The 18877-nt window shown below is 40.4% G+C and carries 14 protein-coding genes; 7 read left to right on the top strand and 7 right to left on the bottom strand.

Annotated features, from left to right (window positions below):
- Positions 1 to 114: 114 nt before the first annotated feature.
- The 4 genes from nhaA (at position 115) to B0185_RS06665 (ending at position 4494) form a co-directional block, all read left to right on the top strand.
- The gene (gene nhaA / locus B0185_RS06680) at positions 115 to 1299 is read left to right on the top strand and encodes a Na+/H+ antiporter NhaA (protein ID WP_005707260.1); all 1185 of its coding nucleotides are present in this window, start codon (positions 115 to 117) and stop codon (positions 1297 to 1299) included.
- A gap of 183 nt (positions 1300 to 1482) precedes the next feature.
- On the top strand, positions 1483 to 3033 hold the full coding sequence (locus B0185_RS06675) for a phosphoethanolamine transferase (protein WP_005707262.1): 1551 nt from the start codon (positions 1483 to 1485) through the stop codon (positions 3031 to 3033).
- A gap of 372 nt (positions 3034 to 3405) precedes the next feature.
- Positions 3406 to 4083 (top strand): cation diffusion facilitator family transporter, encoded by a 678-nt coding sequence (locus B0185_RS06670; RefSeq protein WP_005707220.1) that lies wholly within the window; start codon positions 3406 to 3408, stop codon positions 4081 to 4083.
- A gap of 24 nt (positions 4084 to 4107) precedes the next feature.
- Entirely contained in the window at positions 4108 to 4494 is a 387-nt protein-coding gene (locus B0185_RS06665; RefSeq protein WP_005707207.1) for a MerR family transcriptional regulator, read from the top strand.
- Between the two features lie 111 nt (positions 4495 to 4605).
- Here the strand turns inward: B0185_RS06665 and cpdB are convergent, their stop codons facing one another.
- The 3 genes from cpdB to B0185_RS06650 form a co-directional block, all read right to left on the bottom strand.
- A complete protein-coding gene (gene cpdB / locus B0185_RS06660; protein ID WP_005707202.1) occupies positions 4606 to 6579 on the bottom strand; it encodes a 2',3'-cyclic-nucleotide 2'-phosphodiesterase in 1974 nt (657 codons plus the stop codon).
- Between the two features lie 91 nt (positions 6580 to 6670).
- On the bottom strand, positions 6671 to 7378 hold the full coding sequence (gene aphA / locus B0185_RS06655) for an acid phosphatase AphA (protein ID WP_005707221.1): 708 nt from the start codon (positions 7376 to 7378) through the stop codon (positions 6671 to 6673).
- An 80-nt stretch (positions 7379 to 7458) separates the two neighbouring features.
- A complete protein-coding gene (locus B0185_RS06650) occupies positions 7459 to 11832 on the bottom strand; it encodes a two-partner secretion domain-containing protein (protein WP_005707237.1) in 4374 nt (1457 codons plus the stop codon).
- A 299-nt stretch (positions 11833 to 12131) separates the two neighbouring features.
- Between B0185_RS06650 and B0185_RS06645 the strand changes: the two genes are divergently transcribed.
- The 3 genes from B0185_RS06645 to B0185_RS06635 all read left to right on the top strand — a co-directional run bounded on the left by B0185_RS06645 (position 12132) and on the right by B0185_RS06635 (position 15294).
- Complete coding sequence (locus B0185_RS06645; protein ID WP_100208025.1) at positions 12132 to 13247, top strand: anhydro-N-acetylmuramic acid kinase; 1116 nt, start codon at positions 12132 to 12134, stop codon at positions 13245 to 13247.
- Positions 13248 to 13494: 247 nt separating this feature from the next.
- Positions 13495 to 14406 carry an N-acetylmuramic acid 6-phosphate etherase gene (gene murQ, locus B0185_RS06640; protein WP_005707227.1) on the top strand — a complete coding sequence of 304 codons (912 nt, stop codon included), beginning with the start codon at positions 13495 to 13497 and terminating at the stop codon, positions 14404 to 14406.
- 198 nt (positions 14407 to 14604) lie between these two features.
- Positions 14605 to 15294, top strand: coding sequence for a pirin family protein (locus B0185_RS06635; RefSeq protein WP_005707233.1), 690 nt, complete (start codon positions 14605 to 14607; stop codon positions 15292 to 15294).
- 138 nt (positions 15295 to 15432) lie between these two features.
- Here B0185_RS06635 and B0185_RS06630 read toward each other — a convergent pair whose 3' ends face one another.
- The 4 genes from B0185_RS06630 to B0185_RS06615 all read right to left on the bottom strand — a co-directional run bounded on the left by B0185_RS06630 (position 15433) and on the right by B0185_RS06615 (position 18836).
- Positions 15433 to 16068 carry a YkgB family protein gene (locus B0185_RS06630; RefSeq protein WP_005707229.1) on the bottom strand — a complete coding sequence of 212 codons (636 nt, stop codon included), beginning with the start codon at positions 16066 to 16068 and terminating at the stop codon, positions 15433 to 15435.
- A 204-nt stretch (positions 16069 to 16272) separates the two neighbouring features.
- Positions 16273 to 17136: a VirK/YbjX family protein gene (locus B0185_RS06625; RefSeq protein WP_005707241.1), complete on the bottom strand. Its 864-nt coding sequence runs from the start codon at positions 17134 to 17136 to the stop codon at positions 16273 to 16275.
- Between the two features lie 97 nt (positions 17137 to 17233).
- Positions 17234 to 17326, bottom strand: a complete 93-nt coding sequence (locus tag B0185_RS06620; RefSeq protein ID WP_039851557.1) for a methionine/alanine import family NSS transporter small subunit — start codon at positions 17324 to 17326, stop codon at positions 17234 to 17236.
- Position 17327: 1 nt separating this feature from the next.
- Complete coding sequence (locus B0185_RS06615) at positions 17328 to 18836, bottom strand: sodium-dependent transporter (protein ID WP_005707248.1); 1509 nt, start codon at positions 18834 to 18836, stop codon at positions 17328 to 17330.
- Positions 18837 to 18877: the final 41 nt, after the last annotated feature.

Genomic DNA, 18877 nt, shown 5'->3' with positions numbered 1-18877 from the left:
TTTTATGATAAAAAAATGTTATAAGATAATGGAATAAGCTTGCAAGCGGTCAATTTTACCGTTTGTGTTGTAGTTTTGTTTTACGATGTTTTTTGCCAATATAAGGAGTGAATGATGATTAGGCAAATTAAGAATTTCCTTAAACTTGAATCTTCAGGCGGCATCCTGCTTTTTGTCGCGGCTATATTAGCGATTATTTGTGCCAACACGGGCGTACAATCTGTCTATTTTGATTTTTTGCAAACCCAAGTGGTGTTGAAGGTTGGGGCTTTTGCGATTGATAAACCACTTTTAATGTGGATTAATGATGGCTTTATGGCGGTCTTTTTTGTGCTTGTTGGGCTTGAAGTCAAACGAGAAATGTTTGAAGGCTCGCTTTCAAGCGTGCGTAAAGCTTCTCTTCCCGCATTTGCCGCATTTGGTGGAATGATTGTGCCAGCGTTGATTTACTATTTTATCAATCATCATGATCCTGAACTTGTTCGTGGTTGGGCAATCCCAATGGCGACGGATATTGCTTTTGCATTAGGTATTGTCGCATTACTCAGTAAGCAAGTGCCATTACCACTAAAAATGTTCTTGCTTGCGTTAGCCATTATTGATGATATTGGTGCTATTGTGGTAATTGCTATTTTCTTCTCACACGAAATGAGTACGCCTGCGTTAATTGTGGCGAGTCTTGCGATTATTACGTTATTCACGATGAACCGTTATAAAGTGGTGAGTATGATTCACTACTTAATCGTCGGATCAATTTTATGGGCATCTGTGCTGAAATCAGGTGTACATGCGACATTGGCTGGTGTGATCATTGGTTTTGCAATCCCTCTACGAGGTAAAAACGGTGAAACCCCGCTTTACCACTTAGAACACATTTTAGCTCCGTGGTGCTCATTTGTGATTCTACCGCTTTTCGCTTTTGCTAATGCAGGCGTTTCATTTGAAGGAATGAGCTTAGAAAAACTGACCTCACCCGTGCCACTAGGTATCGCATTGGGTTTGTTTATTGGTAAACCAGTTGGTGTATTCTTATTCAGCTATGTTGCAGTGTTGCTTCGCCTTGCAGGTTTACCACAAGGGGTCAATTTCAAACAGATTTTTGCGATTGCGGTGCTTTGTGGTATTGGTTTCACGATGTCTGTTTTTATCGCAGGCTTAGCTTTCGGTGCGGATAATAATGATGGCAGCAATATGCTCCCATTAGCTCAATTAGGTATCTTAATTGGAACAAATTTATCGGCAGTTGTCGGCTATATTCTATTGAAAGCTACGACAAATAAGAATAAAGTAACGGCTTAATGATTGCCCTCGCTCCTTGTGGGAGAGGGATAATTTCGATGTGTTCAGCATTGAAATTTGGGAGAGAGTAAGCGGTCATTTTTGACCGCTTTTTTGTTCCTCTTTGACAAAATTGCTAAATGCAATTTTCCTGTCTCTCCCTACGAGGGGAGAGCGTAAACGTTTTTCTTATCTATTCGTATTATGAAACTCGCTAATCTTTCTAAACCTACCGCACTGATATTAATTCTTGCAATTACCCTACTCAGCAGCTACTTTCTCCTTATCGGCTCAGGAATGTTCCCAGAACCTGATTTCGGGCAAATTTTGCTGACCAGCGTACTGATTATTTTCCTCAGCTCTAGCAAAAAAGCCTTCTATTTTCTACTGCTTCCATTAGTAATCATTCATGCAATTTATACGCCAGCAGGCTTAAATTTTGGGGCGCCAAGTTACCAATATATCGCCTCGATTTTTGCCACGGATTTGCTTGAAACTAAAGAGTTCTTACAGCAAATGCCAATCAGCAGCTACCTCATTGCGTTTGTAATTCCGTTGCTTATCTGGCTGCAATATAAAATCCGTTTGAATACAGGCATTCAATTTCAACGTAACCGTACCTTCGTGGCGCTTTCAAGCGTGCTCTTTGCCTATTATTTACCCATTGCGGAGCCACTTAAACAAGCGGTTGATTCTGCAGTGAAAATTACCAAAGAGATGCATACGCTTAAAGAGATGGCAAAAGCGAACAATTGGGGCAGTTCAACGCTTGAAAATTCGAAATATGATGATTACGTGATTGTGCTAGGCGAAAGTGCCCGCAAAGATTATCACCACGCCTACGGTTACCCTGTGGAAAACACCCCTTTTATGTCGAATGCGAATGGTACGTTGATTGACGGAATGACCTCCGCGGGAACAAACACTATCGCGTCATTGCGTTTAATGCTTACGTTGCCAAACAAAGAAAGTTGGAAGCCACACTATGATTTGAGCTTGCTTGACCTCGTAAAATCCGCAGGCGTGAAAACCTATTGGGTTTCTAATCAAGGCTTTTTAGGCGAATATGACACACCAATTTCCTCGCTTGCCTCCAAAGCAGACGAAACAATCTTTCTTAAAAATGGCGGTAGCTTTAACTCTACCAATTACAGCGACTTTGACCTCTTGCCTAAATTCGCCCAAGTGTTAGAAGACCCCACACAAGGCAAACGCTTTATTGTGTTGCATCTTTATGGCTCGCACCCATTAGCTTGTGACCGCGTGGAGGATTACCCGAAAATCTTTAAAGAAGGCGAAATCAAATCACAGTATGATTATTTGAATTGCTACATATCATCAATTAAGAAAACCGATGATTTCCTAAAAAGTACCTATGAACAATTAAAAGCGAACGAACAAAAAACGCACCGTTCGTTCTCGATGATCTATTTCTCTGACCACGGTTTATGTCATCAAACGAACGAAAAAGATGGTGCGATTTTGTTCAACCAAAACTGTCACAGCCAGTTACACCATAATATTCCGCTATTTAAAATTTCGTCTGATGACACTGAACGCCACGAATATAAAGTGTTCAAATCTGGATTGAACTTCTTAGAAGGCATCGCCCATTGGGTGGGGATTCAAAATCCAAAACTTGGCGAGGAAGATCTGTTTTCAAATCAAGCAGATAAAGACGACTATGGTTTACAAAAACAGATTAAAGAGAAGTATCGTAAAGATGCAGATCCTGCGGTGGATATTCGGAAGTAATACAATAAAAAACGGCACTGTTGTGCCGTTTTGCTTATCTATTTACAATTCTCAACAAATCAATCTACTACCGCTCAATTATTTTTCTTGTTTCCATTCCACCATAGCTTCAACAAAACTCAATAATTTCGCCCGATCTTTCGTATTTAGTTGTGCAAGTAATTCGTCAAATTGGCGAGATTTCAACGCCAACTTAAAAACAAAGTTAAATTTAGCTAAAACTGGCTTTATCGGTAAAACAAAATTGTTGAATTGGTTTGGGTATTGAGTCTACGTCGGCACCCGATTAAATGTACGTTTTATGACTTGACATTGTAGTTACTACAGACTTTATGATTCTTGCAAAGTAAATCAAATAGTTAAGGAAATAAAATGAAAGAAGTTTCTATAGTAAAAAATTATACTCCTAAAGAATATCAGCAGCATGCATCTTGCCCTCATAGTCAAATTTCTAAAAATAAAATGGTATTAGGCATCAGTTTTGCAATTATTACCTTTTATATGGTTGTTGAATTTCTAGGGGGATATTGGTTTAACAGCCTTACTTTGATGGCTGATGCCGGGCATATGGCAAATGATAGTTTATCTATTTTTTTAGCATGGATTGGATTATTTTTAAGTCTAAAATGGCAAAAATGGTTAGCTTTAATCAATGGAATTTCATTAATTTGGGTCGCTATTTGGATTTTTATCGAGGCTGTAACACGTTGGCAGGCTCCGATAGAAATAGACGCTTTGCCAATGTTAGGTGTAGCTTTACTAGGGTTTGGGATTAATTTGTTGGTAGCTTTTATAATGCTAAAAAGTAATCGCCATAATTTGAATATTCGTGCAGCATATTTGCATGTTTTAGTAGATTTATTTGGTTCGGTTGTTGCTATTATTGCAGGAATAAGTGCTTGGTGGTTAAATTGGCAGTGGGTTGATGTAGTCGCTAGTGGTATTTTAAGTCTTTTTGTCTTATACAGCGGTATTTCTACAGTTTTTCAAGCTGTTAAATCATTGTATGATAGAAATACACATTTCTTATTAGGTGATCATTCTCATTAAAGTAAAAAATTGCTTGAGGAAATAATGAAAATTAGTGAATTAAGTAAATCTACACATACTAATATTGAAACTATCCGATACTATGAAAAGCAAGGAGTATTGCAGCCACCTAAGCGGTTGGTTAATGGTTATCGATATTATGATGAAGAGAGCGTAGAGCAATTAAACTTTATCAAAAAATGTCGGACATTGGGTTTCTCTTTAGAGAATATTAAGGTACTCAATCGTATTAAATTCAGTATGGAAGATCATTATCAGGCGGATCAATTAGTACTGAATCAACTGATTCAAGTGGAAAATAAAATATCTCAATTATTAGAAATTAAAGCTTTTTTACAGTCCATTGTTACCGAAAGTGAACATAATGAAGAGGAATGTAAAGCAATAGAAGAGTTGAAAAGTATAAAATAAAGAAGATAGATTGCGAACTAAGTAAAAACCTCTAAAAATTTGACCGCTCTTTAGGAAGAAAAAATGCCGCCTAAATTTTAATTTTTAGACGGCATTTTATTTTCCTAATTATTATTTAGATAAATCAATTTGATACACTGCAAAACCGATTTCGTCGGTACCCACCTGTTTCATCGGGTATTGTGCTTTTTCTGCGATAAATTTCGCTGCTTGTTCGCTTGGCGATGTTTCAAAACGGACATCTAATTTATCGTTACCTGTGATAGGCACAAAACGCCAGTTTTTATCCGCATTTGGATTGACTGAACCCTCTTTCTCACTGGTTGCTTTAATATAATCAGCCAAAATTTGACGGCTTTCATCTGGTGAAGCGTACACAATATGTTTATCACCTGTGCCTGGGAATTTATTGCCATAAGCACGATAGTTATTGGTTGCAATTAAAAATTCTGCTTTAGGATCAACTGCTTTGCCTTGGTAAGTTAAATTTACTACGCGATGCGAATCTGGGTTGATAAGTTTGCATTCGCCGTCGTAACGAGCAGGTTTGGTTAGATCGTATTCATAATTAACACCATCAATCACATCAAAGTTGTAAGTACGGAAGCCTTCCCAGTCGATTAATGATTGTGGTTTATCACTGGTAGGGTCAATTTGTTTAAACATACCTGCACTGCACTCTAACCATTCTTTTAATTGTTCGCCTGTGGCTTTAACAACTACTAATGTATTTGGATAGAGATATAAGTCTGCCGCATTACGGAAAGTTAATTCACCTTTGTTCACTTCGGTATAGCCCGTTGGGTCATTTTTACGACCACCCGCTTTAAATGGAGCACCTGCACTTAAAATAGGCAAACCAGCCATTTCTGCCACACTTGATGCCACTTTTTCAACGTATGCTTTTTGTGCCTGGTTTACAATTTGAATGGTTGGATCATCTTGCACTAATGCAAGGTAGCTATACATATTATCTGTAGCTTTGCCGATAGGTTGAGAAACAAATTTACGGGTAGCTTCGTGAACTGGTGCCAAAAGAGCGGTGATTTCTGGGTCATTTTTTGCAAGTGCTTTTTTGGTTTCTACATCATAAATTGGACGAAGCACAGCTTTGCCTGAAGTAACAATCCATTTACCTTTGTGCTCTGTTAAGCCTAAATCTACCACACTGATATTATTTGCCCAATAGCCAGCCATACTTTCCGGAATACCTTTTACTGTACCATTGACGATGTCCGCATTTGGTGATTTCGCAAATTCTTTATTTGGGAATAAACGGTGCGAGTGACCAAAAATAACTGCATCAATATGTGGAACATCGGCTAAATAGAATGCAGAGTTTTCAGCTCCTTCTTTGTATGGTTCATCAGACGGGCCAGTGTGAGCTAATGCAACGATAATATCTGCCCCTTTTTTCTTTATTTCAGGGACATATTTTTGTGCTGTTTTTACAATATCGCGGGTTTCCACTTTGCCTTGAAGGTTCGCTTTGTCCCAAACTATAATTTGTGGCGGTACAAAACCGATATAACCGATTTTTAATTTATGTGTTTTGCCATTATTATCCACCACAGATTTTTCTTGAATGACATAAGGTGTGAAATAAGGTTCTTCTGTTCCCGCTTTTACTACGTTAGCATTCACAATCGGGAATTTAGCTTGTTTGATGGCATCTGCAAGATAATTGAGACCATAGTTAAATTCGTGGTTACCTAATGTACCCACTTCATAATTCATCGCATTTAAACAATCGACCGCAGGGTTAGATTTACCCTCTTTATAGCCTTGTGCAGCTTGATAGTCTGCAATTGGATTACCTTGAATTAGGTCACCGTTATCTACTAATACGCTATTTTTTACTTCAGCACGTGCTTGACGAATAAGGCTTGCCGCACGAGTAAAACCGAATTTATCGGTTGGTGCATCTTTATAATAGTCAAAATCGGTCAAGAAACTATGAATATCTGTTGTTGCCACAATGCGTAGATCAACATCACTCTTTCCTTTTGCTATCGCAAAACGGTTTGCACTTAATGCAAGAATACTGGTCGCACCAATTTGAATAAAATGACGTCTGTTCATCATAAAAACTCCACAAAAATTTTGAAAAAGTAGGCGGATAGAAATCCGCCCACCTAAACATGTTTATCCTATTTTAAGCTCATTCAACACTATTTTAATAGCTTGAGTTAATTAAAACCTCTTCGCCATAGCCACCTAAAGTTGGCATTGGCTGGTAAGTTGAGTTTGCCGCACGCATTAGACGAATACCGCGAATGCCTGCTTCTTTCGCGGCTAAAATATCATCGTCGCTGTCGCCATAGTGGATTGTCACTTTATGAGCAATAATACCAGGGGTTTTATTATATTTTGTCGTACGTTCACGACCACCCATAAATTCCACTGGATGCATATTTTTAATATCAAATGCTTTTTGTAATACAGAGGTTACGCCATCGGTTTTACCTGCTGTACGACCCGTAATAAAGTAAATCTGATCGCCACGCTCTTGGTGCATTTTGATTAAATCTGCACCAATTTGTTTTGGAATTGAGTAATTATCGCACCCTGCATTTACTTCATTCCAGAAATCTTGATTTTTTAAGTAATCTTGTTTGCCTGGCGAGTATTTTTGCTGACCGTGATAGAAGCAAGGACTGCTAAATAACACGGTATCATCAATATCAAAGCTCACATTAATAGGTGCTTTACCCTCTAATTCTTTTTTAATTTGATCAACTGAAATCCAGTGAATGGGTTGTTCAACCAACATTTCACGGGCGTTAGTGCCTGATTGAGTATAAGGCTCAGTTTTAGACGCAAATGCTGGCATCATTAAACTACCGATAACGACTGCTAATGAGAGTTTAGTTAATTTGTTCATAAAGAATCCTCTTTTTTATAATTGAAATAAGCGGTCAATTCTTCGCAAAAATTTGCAAAAAATTGACTGCTTGATGAGTTTTAGTGTCTTACACGTACTTTATAATTTACTTTATTATTTTTAATAAGTTGTAAATTTACTGCACGTATTGGTTTTACTACCTGTCTTACTTTTTCAGGAATTTTTGCTTCAACTTGTTTTTTTATCGCTGTAGTAGCTTCCGCTTTAAAATATATTTGGCGACTACGATGATTTTTCATCTCAGTACGAGATTTCACGCCTTTGACTACAACTGTATCCTGTGTTGCATTTACGCCAGCATTAGTTGCTGTTTGCTGATGTTTGGCGTTAACCTCTAATTTTGCATCCGCTTTCACACCTGCAATGGAACCGTTATTCCAGTCATTTTTTGCTGCTTCTGCCCACTTATCAGTAGTTGGGACAGCAAGTTTACCACTACCATTCGCAGAAAGGCTTACACTTACTTCATTGACTTTATTGGCTAATTGCTCACTGTGAGAGTCACCTGAAATCGTACCGCTTGCGTGGTTAGCATTGACAGAGCCACCGATAAATTTCGCATCACCACCAGCATTGATTTTAGCTGTATCGGTGTTGAGGGTAGTTTCGGTATGTGTTTCATTACGCACCACATTCACATCAAGATGACCGCTACCTGAAGACGGAGTCCATTTTTGTTCAGCTACACTACCACCTAGTTTTAATCCTACAGACACACCTGTTTTATTCACGCTGTCTGTTGTTGCAGTTAACGCTAAATTGCCTTTGCCTGCATTAAGATTGAGCTGTTCAGAGGTTGAGGTCACGCCTTTTAAATTCACTCCGTTTTGAGCTTGAATGCTCACGTTTTTACCGTTTACCGCCACGCCTGTGTGCGTTTGGCTGTTTTCAGTGTTTACGCCTACATTTGCATTGAAGCCTGCATTTGCTACTTTAGCTCCAATATTCACGCCAGTAGCAACAGTGGCTGCGACGCTTTGTACAGCATTATTACCTGCGGTGATATTAACTCGGTTACCAGAAAGTTGTGCATTTTCAACCGCTTGCACATTTGTGCCTTGCAAGTTCAATACGCCTTGTGTTTGCACATTTACGTTTTTACCCGCAATGGTGTTCGTCGCCGCTTGGCTTTGGCTGCCGTTTTTACCATTTGCAGAAAGGCTTAAATCAATAGATGGAACTGCTGCACCTGCTGATGGCACAACCATTGCACCAACACCTACTTTCGCTTCAAAACCACCACCTGATTGGGTTTTACTGCTTGTTGCTTGGCTGAATTGAGCACTTTGAGCTTGAATATTCACATTTTCACTTGCGTTAATATTTGCTTGGCTATTAAATTTGCCTGTGTGAATGTTCACGTTTTTCGCATTAATTGAGCCTTGCACTGCATTGCTTTCTTGGCTAGTAGATTGGTTGTAATTTGCTCCTACTTTTGCCGCAACGTTAAAGCGTTGGAAGTTAGTAGTATCGGCTGAAACGCCTAAACTCGCCCCAGCTGAAAGGCTGTTTTTCTCAACACGATTTGCAACTGCTACAAGTTGATGGCTGTTTGAATTAAATTGTGCCGTTTCTCCCGCCTTGTATTGGGTCGCATTATCTTGAATGTGGTTTGCATTCACGCTGATATTTTTGCCCGCTTGTAACTGCGTTGCGGTATGCGTTGTGCTTGAAGCGGTTTCGTGCCCACCTTTAGCAGAAAGTTCTGCATTCACATTAAAGGCTTTCGCTTGGTTGATGCCAGCCGACACGCTGAGATCCACGTTCATATTATTGCCAAAGCTATTTGTGTTATTTTTTGCAGTCGTGTGAAGTACCTCTTTCGCATTTTCTTGGATATTTCCGCCCGCTTGCACTTGGCTGCCTTGATGCTCAATACGATTAGCGTTGAGTTTTACATCATTTACCGCTGAAAGTTTGCTTGCTTGGGCTTTGTTTTCCACGCTTGAAGTTAAAGCGTGAGCCACACTCACACCTAACGTACCACTTAATTTGCTCTCTGTTATTGTACCGCTCAAACCAACATTTACTTCATTTTTCACGCTGTTGTTGATGCTTTGATTTTGAGCTGCCTGTGTCGTGATTTTATCCGCGTTAATGACTAAATTGCCGTGAGTTGCCGCCACTTCACTGCCTGAAACAGTCACAGTTTTTGCATTCAATGCTACATCGTTCCCTTTTACGCTTGAACCTGTATGCGTTGTTGTGTGACTATTTTGGCTGTTATTGTAAACGTTCAAGCCCAAGTGGAATTTACCTTCTGCATTTACCGCATCTGCTTTTTTCTCTTGGCTAATTTCAATATCTGAATCTACGCTTGGCGTGCCTTTGCTGTTATCAATATTGAGGTTTGCGGTTAAATGTCCGTGTTGGAATGATGTTTTGAGGCTATCGAAACCGCCTGCGAAACTAAAACCAGCCTTGCTTGATTCCGTATGAACGTGGTTAGTTGAGCCTTTCACTTCAATGCCACTTTTCGCTGCAATGTCCAGCAAGCCCACAGATTGCACGGTTGAGCCAGCAATGCTCACGTTTTTGCTAGTAGAAAGTTGGAGATTCGATTCTGATTTTAAGGTTGAACCTTTTGCAGTAGAAGTATGTGTATAGCTACTTTGGCGAGCCTTGGTAATGTCAAAAATTGTACCTTGACGAGCATAATCAACTGCAGTGGTTTTCGCTTGAGTGCTATCAATGACTAATGCACCTGCATTGCCTTTTACTACGCCATTACCACCTGTTACGACACGGCTGCCTGAAATATGCACGCCACGGCTTGCATCTAAAGTCGCATCGCCTTTAACGGTAAAATCAGCTCCGTGAACAGTTTCCGCACTTCTGCCTGTACCCACGGTTTTAGAGCCTGCTAAACCACCCCAGAAACGCATATCATCGCTGAGGTTATAACTTTCACTAGATTTCTCTGAACCGAATGAGAGCGAACCGCTGTTTTTCGCGAGCAATACACCATCCACATTTGCCACTACGCCTGTTAAATGTACGTCGCCTTTACCGCCTAAAATAAGATCTTGTTCAGTCGTTAATTCTGTCGCAGTGTAGTGTTGCACGCTACTATCTTGGCTACTTAAACCTGTTTTTAAACGTGCAGTTTCATTTTTAAATTCAGCACGAGCCGTTTGAGTGGTAGTGGCTTTTACACCACGTAAATTTACGCCTTGTTCGCCATAAATAGCGATCGTTTTTGCGGAAACTTTTGCACCTTCAGTGGTCACTTTACCTTTGGTTGCTTCAAGGTTTACGCTATCGCCTGCAATCGTAGTGCGGTGTGTGGTTTCAACACGATTGCTCTCTTGTTCATTGCGATACCAACTGCCTTTGCTTTGGTTTTTGCTGTGTTCACCTAAATTTACGGTTTTTTCTGCCCCTAAATGTATGTTGCCACCGCGAATATTACTATTTTTGGTTTGAATATCTGTGCCTACGATATTCAAATTACCGCTGATATTCATATCAAATTGTTCAGCTTGAATACGCGTTGCTTGGTAGCTTTCACTTGAGCCACTTTGATGTTCACGAGCTTGTACGCCATTTTGATGCGTAATTTTGGCTTTACCACGATCTGTATGACGACTAATTCTACCGTTTAAGTTTGCATTGCCTGCGGTAATATCCACTTCTTTTGCTTGTAAATCAGCCGCTTGAGCGGTGATAGTCGCACGATCATCGGTTGAATGAATACGGATTCTACCCGCTTGAATACTACCCACGACTTTGCCGTCTAATACTTGCCCTTTGCGTTCAGTTGTGGTGATTTTAAGCGTGCCATTGTCTTCACGTGCAATTTTATTTTTGCCCGTAATTATATTTACGCCATCTTTGGTGGTAATTTGTCCGCCAACGGTCACTTGCGGTGCAATTAAATCAATGTCGCCAGAACTGGTAATTTTGCCGCTGGTGCTTAACGCTTTATCGCCTGTTGCATCATAGCCTTTAAGTTTACCCTCTGCGACTTGCGGTTTACCTACCATAAGCGAAGCACGAGGCGTATTAATAAAACCGCCTCCTTCCACGCTAATGCCGTTCGGGTTAGCTAACACATAATCGGCTTTATCACCAAAGATTTCTTGCTGACCAGCAATTTTAGAAGAATTGCGACTCACCACTTCATTAAGAATCACTTTTGCGGATTGGGTTTTGAGATTTGGGTTGGCGTTCAGATCGCCTGCGAGTTGAGATTTGCCATTTTGACGAGCGTTATTTAACACCGCTCCTGCCTTATCCACATTGAATTTATCGTATCGGTTATGCGATAAGCCCGCATTGCTTGGGTTGGCGATATTGATAATTTCAATGCCCTGTTTTTTGCTCACTTGCGTATTAGCATCGGCACTGGTAATTTCCGCAAACGCTGATTGACCTGCAATACTCAATGTAATCGCAAGCGAAATTTTGCTTAAAGAGTAGGGTTTAGACATATTGGCACCTCACAAAATGGAACGATACAAGCGGTGAGATTTATCGTGCTTTTTGCAAATTTCTGACGAAATCTTACCTCTTGGCTAGACGTTTAGATAGATATAGAAGCTAAATACAAAATGCTGATATTAAAACAAAAATGGGAGGGTTCGACTAGTAATTTATCTCTTGAAAATGTGATCTACTTCACAAAAATAGAAAGTTTTTGGAGTGTTTTAAGTTAAATTTTACGCAATCGTTTGCTATGTTTGGTTAAGCGTTAGAATATGGGACAATGTTAGAAACTAATTAGAGAGAGATAAATATGAAGTTATATTTAGGCATTATGTCTGGTACAAGCCTTGATGGCGTAGATTTAGCCTTAGTGGATTTTGAGAACGGGGCGAAATTGATGGCAAGTGACTTTGTTCCTATGCCCGAAGCACTGCGAGCGGATTTGTCTGTTTTATTGAAGTCGGGTGAAACATCGTTACAAAAATTAGGGGAAATCGATCACCATTTGGGCGTGTTGTATGCCGATTGTGTGAATGATTTCCTGGTGAAAAACCAGCTTGAGGCAAGCCAAATTACCGCCATTGGTTGCCACGGGCAGACGGTTTGGCACGCTCCACAAGGTAACTTCCCATTTACGATGCAAATTGGCGATATGAATTTAGTTGCCGCACGTACGGGGATTACTACTGTGGGAGATTTTCGCCGTAAAGATATGGCGATGGGAGGTCAAGGTGCACCGCTGGTGCCTGCCTTTCACGAAGCCGTTTTTGCACGCCCAAATCAGTTTACCGTTGTGCTCAATATTGGTGGCATTAGCAATATTTCGGTGCTTGGCCCTAAGTCGGAAACCATTGGCTACGACGTAAGCGTGGGCAATGCACTGATGGATAGTTGGATTGAAAAACATCTTGGTAAGCGTTACGACAAAAATGCCGAATGGGCAAAAACGGGCGAGGTGATCTCCGAACTCTTGGCGGAAATGTTGAACGAACCATTTTTACAGTTGCCGCCCCCGAAAAGTACAGGGCGTGAGCTGTTTAACCTTGCGTGGTTAGAAAAGCAATTTGCAAATTTAACGGCAATGACCGCTTACAAAGTAGAAGATGTACAACGCACATTGGCGGAATTTACCGCTCAAAGCGTCTCTCGTGAATTATCGCAGTGGAAAAATGAGCCAAATAAAGTGTTGTTGGTGTGCGGTGGCGGGGCGAGAAACCCACTATTGATGGAACGTTTCAATGTTTTGTTACCAGATTGGCATGTTGGTACGACTAATGATTATGGAGTAGATGTTGATTATGTGGAAGCGACTGCTTTTGCCTGGTTGGCGTTTCAAAGAATGGAAAACCTGCCAAGTAATATGCCAAGCGTAACGGGGGCATCGCAAGCGGTTAGTTTAGGGGCGATTTTTCCGAAATAATTAATGGATAAGACAGTTTTTCTTTCATTCTGTGCTATAAATTCTATTCTGTGCTTTAGCTAAGTAGCCTATAATATAATTGAAAATTAACAGGAAAAATCAAGATGAAAAAATAAAAATGAGGCAGCCTGTTGTAGTGGTATTATTTGGTTTGAGTGCGTTGGTAATGGCAAGTTATTCTGCGTTAAAATGAGCTGAAACAAAGATAAACGCCAAATTAAATGTATAGTTGTGAAACGAGTGTAATATGAATCAAACACTACTCAATTCGCTCTCTCAGATGATGACTGAGCAACGCAATCCCCGTTCTCTTAACATTGATTGCATGACGGCAATCGATATCGTGCAACTTATCAATCAAGAAGATCTGTTAGTTGCTAAGGCAGTAGAAAAATGCTTACCTCACATAGCCGAAGCAGTCGAAAAAATCGAATACGCATTCACAAACGGCGGGCGACTTGTCTATATTGGTGCTGGCACGAGCGGACGATTAGGCGTATTAGATGCGTCTGAATGTCCACCCACTTACGGTGTGCCACCTGAAATGGTAGTAGGTATTATTGCAGGTGGCGAGCGAGCTTTACGCCACCCCGTCGAAGGGGCAGAAGACAACTACGAGCAAGGCAAAGCCGATTTACAAGCGGTCGATTTTTGCGAAAAAGATGTCTTAGTTGGCATCGCAGCCAGCGGTCGGACGCCTTATGTGATTGGTGCGTTAGAATATGCCAACTCATTAGGTGCGATTACGGTATCCATTGCCAGCAACGCAGGTTGTGCAATGTCGCAAATTGCCGATATTGCAATTGAAACCGTCGTAGGTGCGGAAGTGCTCACAGGTTCAAGCCGAATGAAATCAGGCACAGCACAAAAACTGGTGCTTAATATGCTTACTACGGCTTCGATGATTCGCATCGGCAAATGCTACCAAAACTTGATGGTAGATGTGCAAGCCAGCAACGAAAAACTCAAAGCAAGAGCGGTGAAAATCGTGATGGAAGCCACCGGCTGCACCAAAGAAACCGCAGAAATCACCTTGCTTCAAGCCGATAACCACGCCAAAGTTGCTATTCTTATGATTTTAGCCAATGTGGATAAACCCCAAGCTGAAAAAATGCTTGCTGAGAATCAAGGTAAGTTAAGGCAGGCACTTCAAAGTTAATGATTTTAAGCGGTCAAATTTCTGTTCTATTTTGCAAAAATGAAAGAGAATTTGACCGCTTTTTATTTTATTCATTTTTGCTAAATAATCTCTTCATAAAATCTCTCTTTATCCTATTTTTAACCGTTTTATAATGCACTCCATCAAAACCGAACGCATTTTAAATGCAAATTATTAACTTAAAGTAAGGAATAGAGTATGTTAAAAATTAGACGTGCAAATGAACGAGGTCATGCAAATCACGGTTGGTTAAAGGCTTATCACAGCTTCTCTTTTGCGGATTATTTCGACCGTAATCATATGCATTTTTCCGATTTACGGGTGATTAACGAGGATTTTGTCCAGCCAACAATGGGCTTTGGAATGCATCCGCATAAAGATATGGAAATTCTCACTTATGTGCTGGAAGGAAAAATTGCTCACAAAGACAGTATGGGCAATGCGAAGGAATTTAATGCAGGCGAGTTTCAGATTATGTCGGCGGGTTCGGGCGTATATCATTCAGAGTTTAATCCGTCTGAAACGGACGTGTTGCACTTGTTGCAAATCTGGATTATGCCGAATGAATATGGTATTACGCCTCGCTATGGGCAAAAGCAGTTTGCCGATAAAGAGGGTGCAACTTTAATTCTTTCACCAAATGCGGAGGATGGCTCGTTTAAGGTCTATCAAGAGATGAAATTATGGCGTTATCAATATGGAGTGAACCAAACAGCGGAAATCAAATTAGAGTCTCATCGTAACTATTGGTTGCAAGTGGTCAAAGGCAGTTTAACGGTGAATGGAGTGGAACTAAACAGCAGCGATGCGTTGGCGGTGAGCCAGGAAACTTTGCTTGAATTACAAACAGCCAGTAAGGTAGAATTTTTGTTGTTTGATTTGAAATAGTAAAAAATTTTCTAAAAAACACCGCTTGTATTATGTTTACAAGCGGTGATGCTAGAAGAATATTTAATTCTCCATTATTCTTGATAATTAACCCAGTTACCTAATGATCTGCCCCCTAAAATTTAGACTGTTTTGCAATTAAGCTTCACGTTTTCTCGCTAAAATGCGATTAGCACATTCAGCCGCAGCAGTTAAGCCGCCTGCCATCATAATCACATCTTTGATGACTAAGCGACCAACACCAGAGAGATAAGGGAAGCCATAGGCTGGTGTTGGTAAATCACCGCCCAGATTAGGCACCCAAGCTTCTGGTGTAGTAATTAAAAACGAGAGTGTTACAATCGACATTCCGAAGGTGAGCAATCCGCCCGCCAAGCCTGCTGTTGCATTCCAGATACCAGCTAAAGTGAGGATGCCCACAGTTACGATAATTGCACCGATGATATAAGAAGCGGTATAAGTACCGTTTTCTTTATGCCATTCAATGTTTTTCGCTACCATTTTGCCTTCAGGATTTTTGTGAAGAGTGTATTCCATCACCATTTCGCCTTTGTCATTTTCAACTAAATTTGGACCTTTTTTATACATATAGCTGAAGAACGGGCTGTTTGATACAAAGTGGGCGATACCGTCCGCTTCATATTGACAAACTTTTAAGCCACCAATCCAAACCATAACGATAAAAATAGCAATACGAATAAAGTTGATAAACTGGCGTTGCATTGGGGCAACGATTTTAGCAACAAATTCAACAAACGCATTAAATGCACTCATAGATACCTCATTAAGAGTAGTAAAAAAGGGGTAGAATTCTAGCATATTTATTTGTTGAAAAGATGAACGATAAAAACTATTTATTCGTAAGATTTTGACTATCTTGATTGCATAATTTCGAACTGAGTTTGAATAGTTTTTTTTGAAGTTTTAGAGTAGATCCTAAATTGGATTCAGGGCTTATTTTATTCTTGCAAGCTTTTCTTATATTTTTATTGCTTGTTTCATCGACTCAAATAATGCATCCAACATCGCAAAGCGTTTGCGGTACATTGAACGTTTTTTGCTTGGGATTTCGTCTAAATTGCGATCATCTTCAAGTGGGAGTAGCCAATAATTTTCACGTTTTCCGCCTGCTTCAGAGAAAATCGCATCATAATCCACTACATAGCGTTTGCTTTGCACAAGGCGTGATTTGTTCTGATATTTTTGCGGAATCCCCAATAATTTATCATAGCCTAAAATTTGGGTAAGGCTTTTCATTGCATCTACCATTAAATACGCTGGGCGCAAGCCGTGGCAAGCTTTAGTGAGCTGTTTTACTATCTCTTTTGAGCCTTCAAAATTTGGACCTTGTACCACAGCAATCAATAACGCATCATCTAATTTGCCAAAAGTCAGCAAGTAAATCAGTTGATTCTCAGGTTTATAACGAAGTTCCAATGCCCAATAACCTTCCATCGGCTGATGTTCGTTAATATTAAGCAAAATCTCAAAATCAGGGATAACTTCGCCAAAACTTAATGGCTGCTGCCACAAAGGTGGGTTGAGATGAGCAAGTTGTTGCGGGATAAAAAGTAAGTTCTCGCAGATGGCATTGAAGCGTTGTTGACTGTTAAAACGTTTATCTAGAAAGCGATGTACCAATGGATAGCCATAGTTTGTTCGCTCGTTAAGTAGAGAAATAAGCAAAGGGTGTTGGTTGACAAATTGCTCAAATTTTTTGACCGCTTGAGCGTGTAAAAGTGAACGCAGACGATAGCGTAAACGCTTGCCCGCATAAGATTTTTTGCCTCGGTTAGGATAAATATCGTTTGCTTTTGTCCAGTGATATTGCGATAAATTCATTGCAGCTCCTTAAAATCGGCGGCTATTTTCGCATAATCTGGACGGTTTGGCGAATATGAAAAAAACGGGTTTCGATTACTCGACACCCGTTTCAGTTTTATTCTTTCGGTAAGCGTTTAATTGAGAGGATTAAACCGCCCCAGATGATGACTAACGCTGCAACCATCATTAAAATTGCTGATGTGCTCATATTATTCCTCCACGTTAAATTCAGGTTCGTTTTTCCACGGTAAGCGAGAAAGGATAAACGCCACGATCACTAAGAAAATTGCCATTCCCCAACCGAAAGTATCCACAAACCAGTTTGGATAACCTTCATAGCCTTCGGTAAACACTTTTACGCCTTCACTTAATAGCATAAACGCTAAAACCCCTGTGGTAACGATAATGCATAAACGCCAGATAGTGCCGACTTTGAATGATGAAGTTTTATTGATGTGGTGACCTAATGTACTAAGTTTGCCATTCGCTACAATTGCAATTAAGGCAGCAAAAGCGACCGCTACAATACCAAAGTAGTTCACAAATTTATCCATTACATCCAACATCGGCAAGCCTGTTGTGGTGCCAAATAAGATCACAGAGACGATCATCATTGGCACTCCAACCACGAAAGTCGCAGTTACACGCCCCATTTTGAGTTTGTCTTGAATGGAAGCAATAATTACCTCAATCACTGAGATAAATGAAGTTAATGCTGCAAAGGTAAGTGAACCGAAGAACAATACGCCTAAAACCGTGCCCATTGGTGCTTCGTTAATGATGGTTGGGAAAGCGAAGAAGGCTAAACCGATACCACCTTTCGCCACCTCACTTACTTCTTGACCTGCAGCCGTTGCCATAAAACCAAGTGCTGCAAATACACCGATACCTGCTAGCACTTCAAAACTTGAGTTTGCAAAGCCGACCACCAAGCCTGTGCTGGTAAGGTCTGAATCTTTTTTTAAGTATGAAGAGTAGGTTACCATAATCCCGAAACAGATTGAAAGCGAGAAGAAGATTTGCCCATAAGCTGCAATCCATACGCTTGGATCTGCTAATTTTGACCAATCTGGCGTGAATAACGCATCTAAGCCTTTTGTTGCACCAGGTAGAGTCAAAGCATAAATTACCAACGCAATAAACATTACGACAAGCACTGGCATCAATAAGCTAGAAACTTTAGCGATCCCCTTTTGCACGCCGAATGCAAGCACGCAAAGTGCGATAATCCAAACAGCAACTAATGGGCCTGTAACTAAGCTAACAAAATCGAAACTCACACCTTGTGCAATATCGCCCATTTTAAGGAACTCACCGACGAAGAAATCAACAGGTTTATCGCCCCACGTTTTGCTAAATGAGAAGAAAGTATAAATGGCTGCCCAGCCTAATACTACTGCATAATATAAGCCAATGATGACATTCACCATTACTTGCCACCAGCCAAACACTTCAAAGTGTTTATTTAAGCGACGGAATGAGAGCGGAGCGGCTGCACGATGGCGGTGACCAATCGCAAAGTCCAAGAAAAGTAGCGGAATCCCTGCAGTTAAAAGTGCAACGATGTAAGGAATGATAAATGCACCGCCACCATTTTCATAAGTGGTATAAGGAAAACGCCATATGTTTCCCAAGCCTACGGCTGAACCGATAGCTGCCATAATAAACGCTTGACGACCTGAGAAGGTTTCGCGTTTGTGGGTAGTTTGATTAGACACGGAAAAGTTCCTCTAAAAAGTTAAAATATGCAAACATTGAT

The sequence above is a fragment of the Haemophilus parahaemolyticus genome, from assembly GCF_002015035.1.
In the GTDB taxonomy this organism is placed as follows: Bacteria; Pseudomonadota; Gammaproteobacteria; order Enterobacterales; family Pasteurellaceae; genus Haemophilus_A; species Haemophilus_A parahaemolyticus.
Note: the sequence above shows the minus strand (reverse complement) of the source record. Positions and strands in the feature narration are given on the sequence as shown.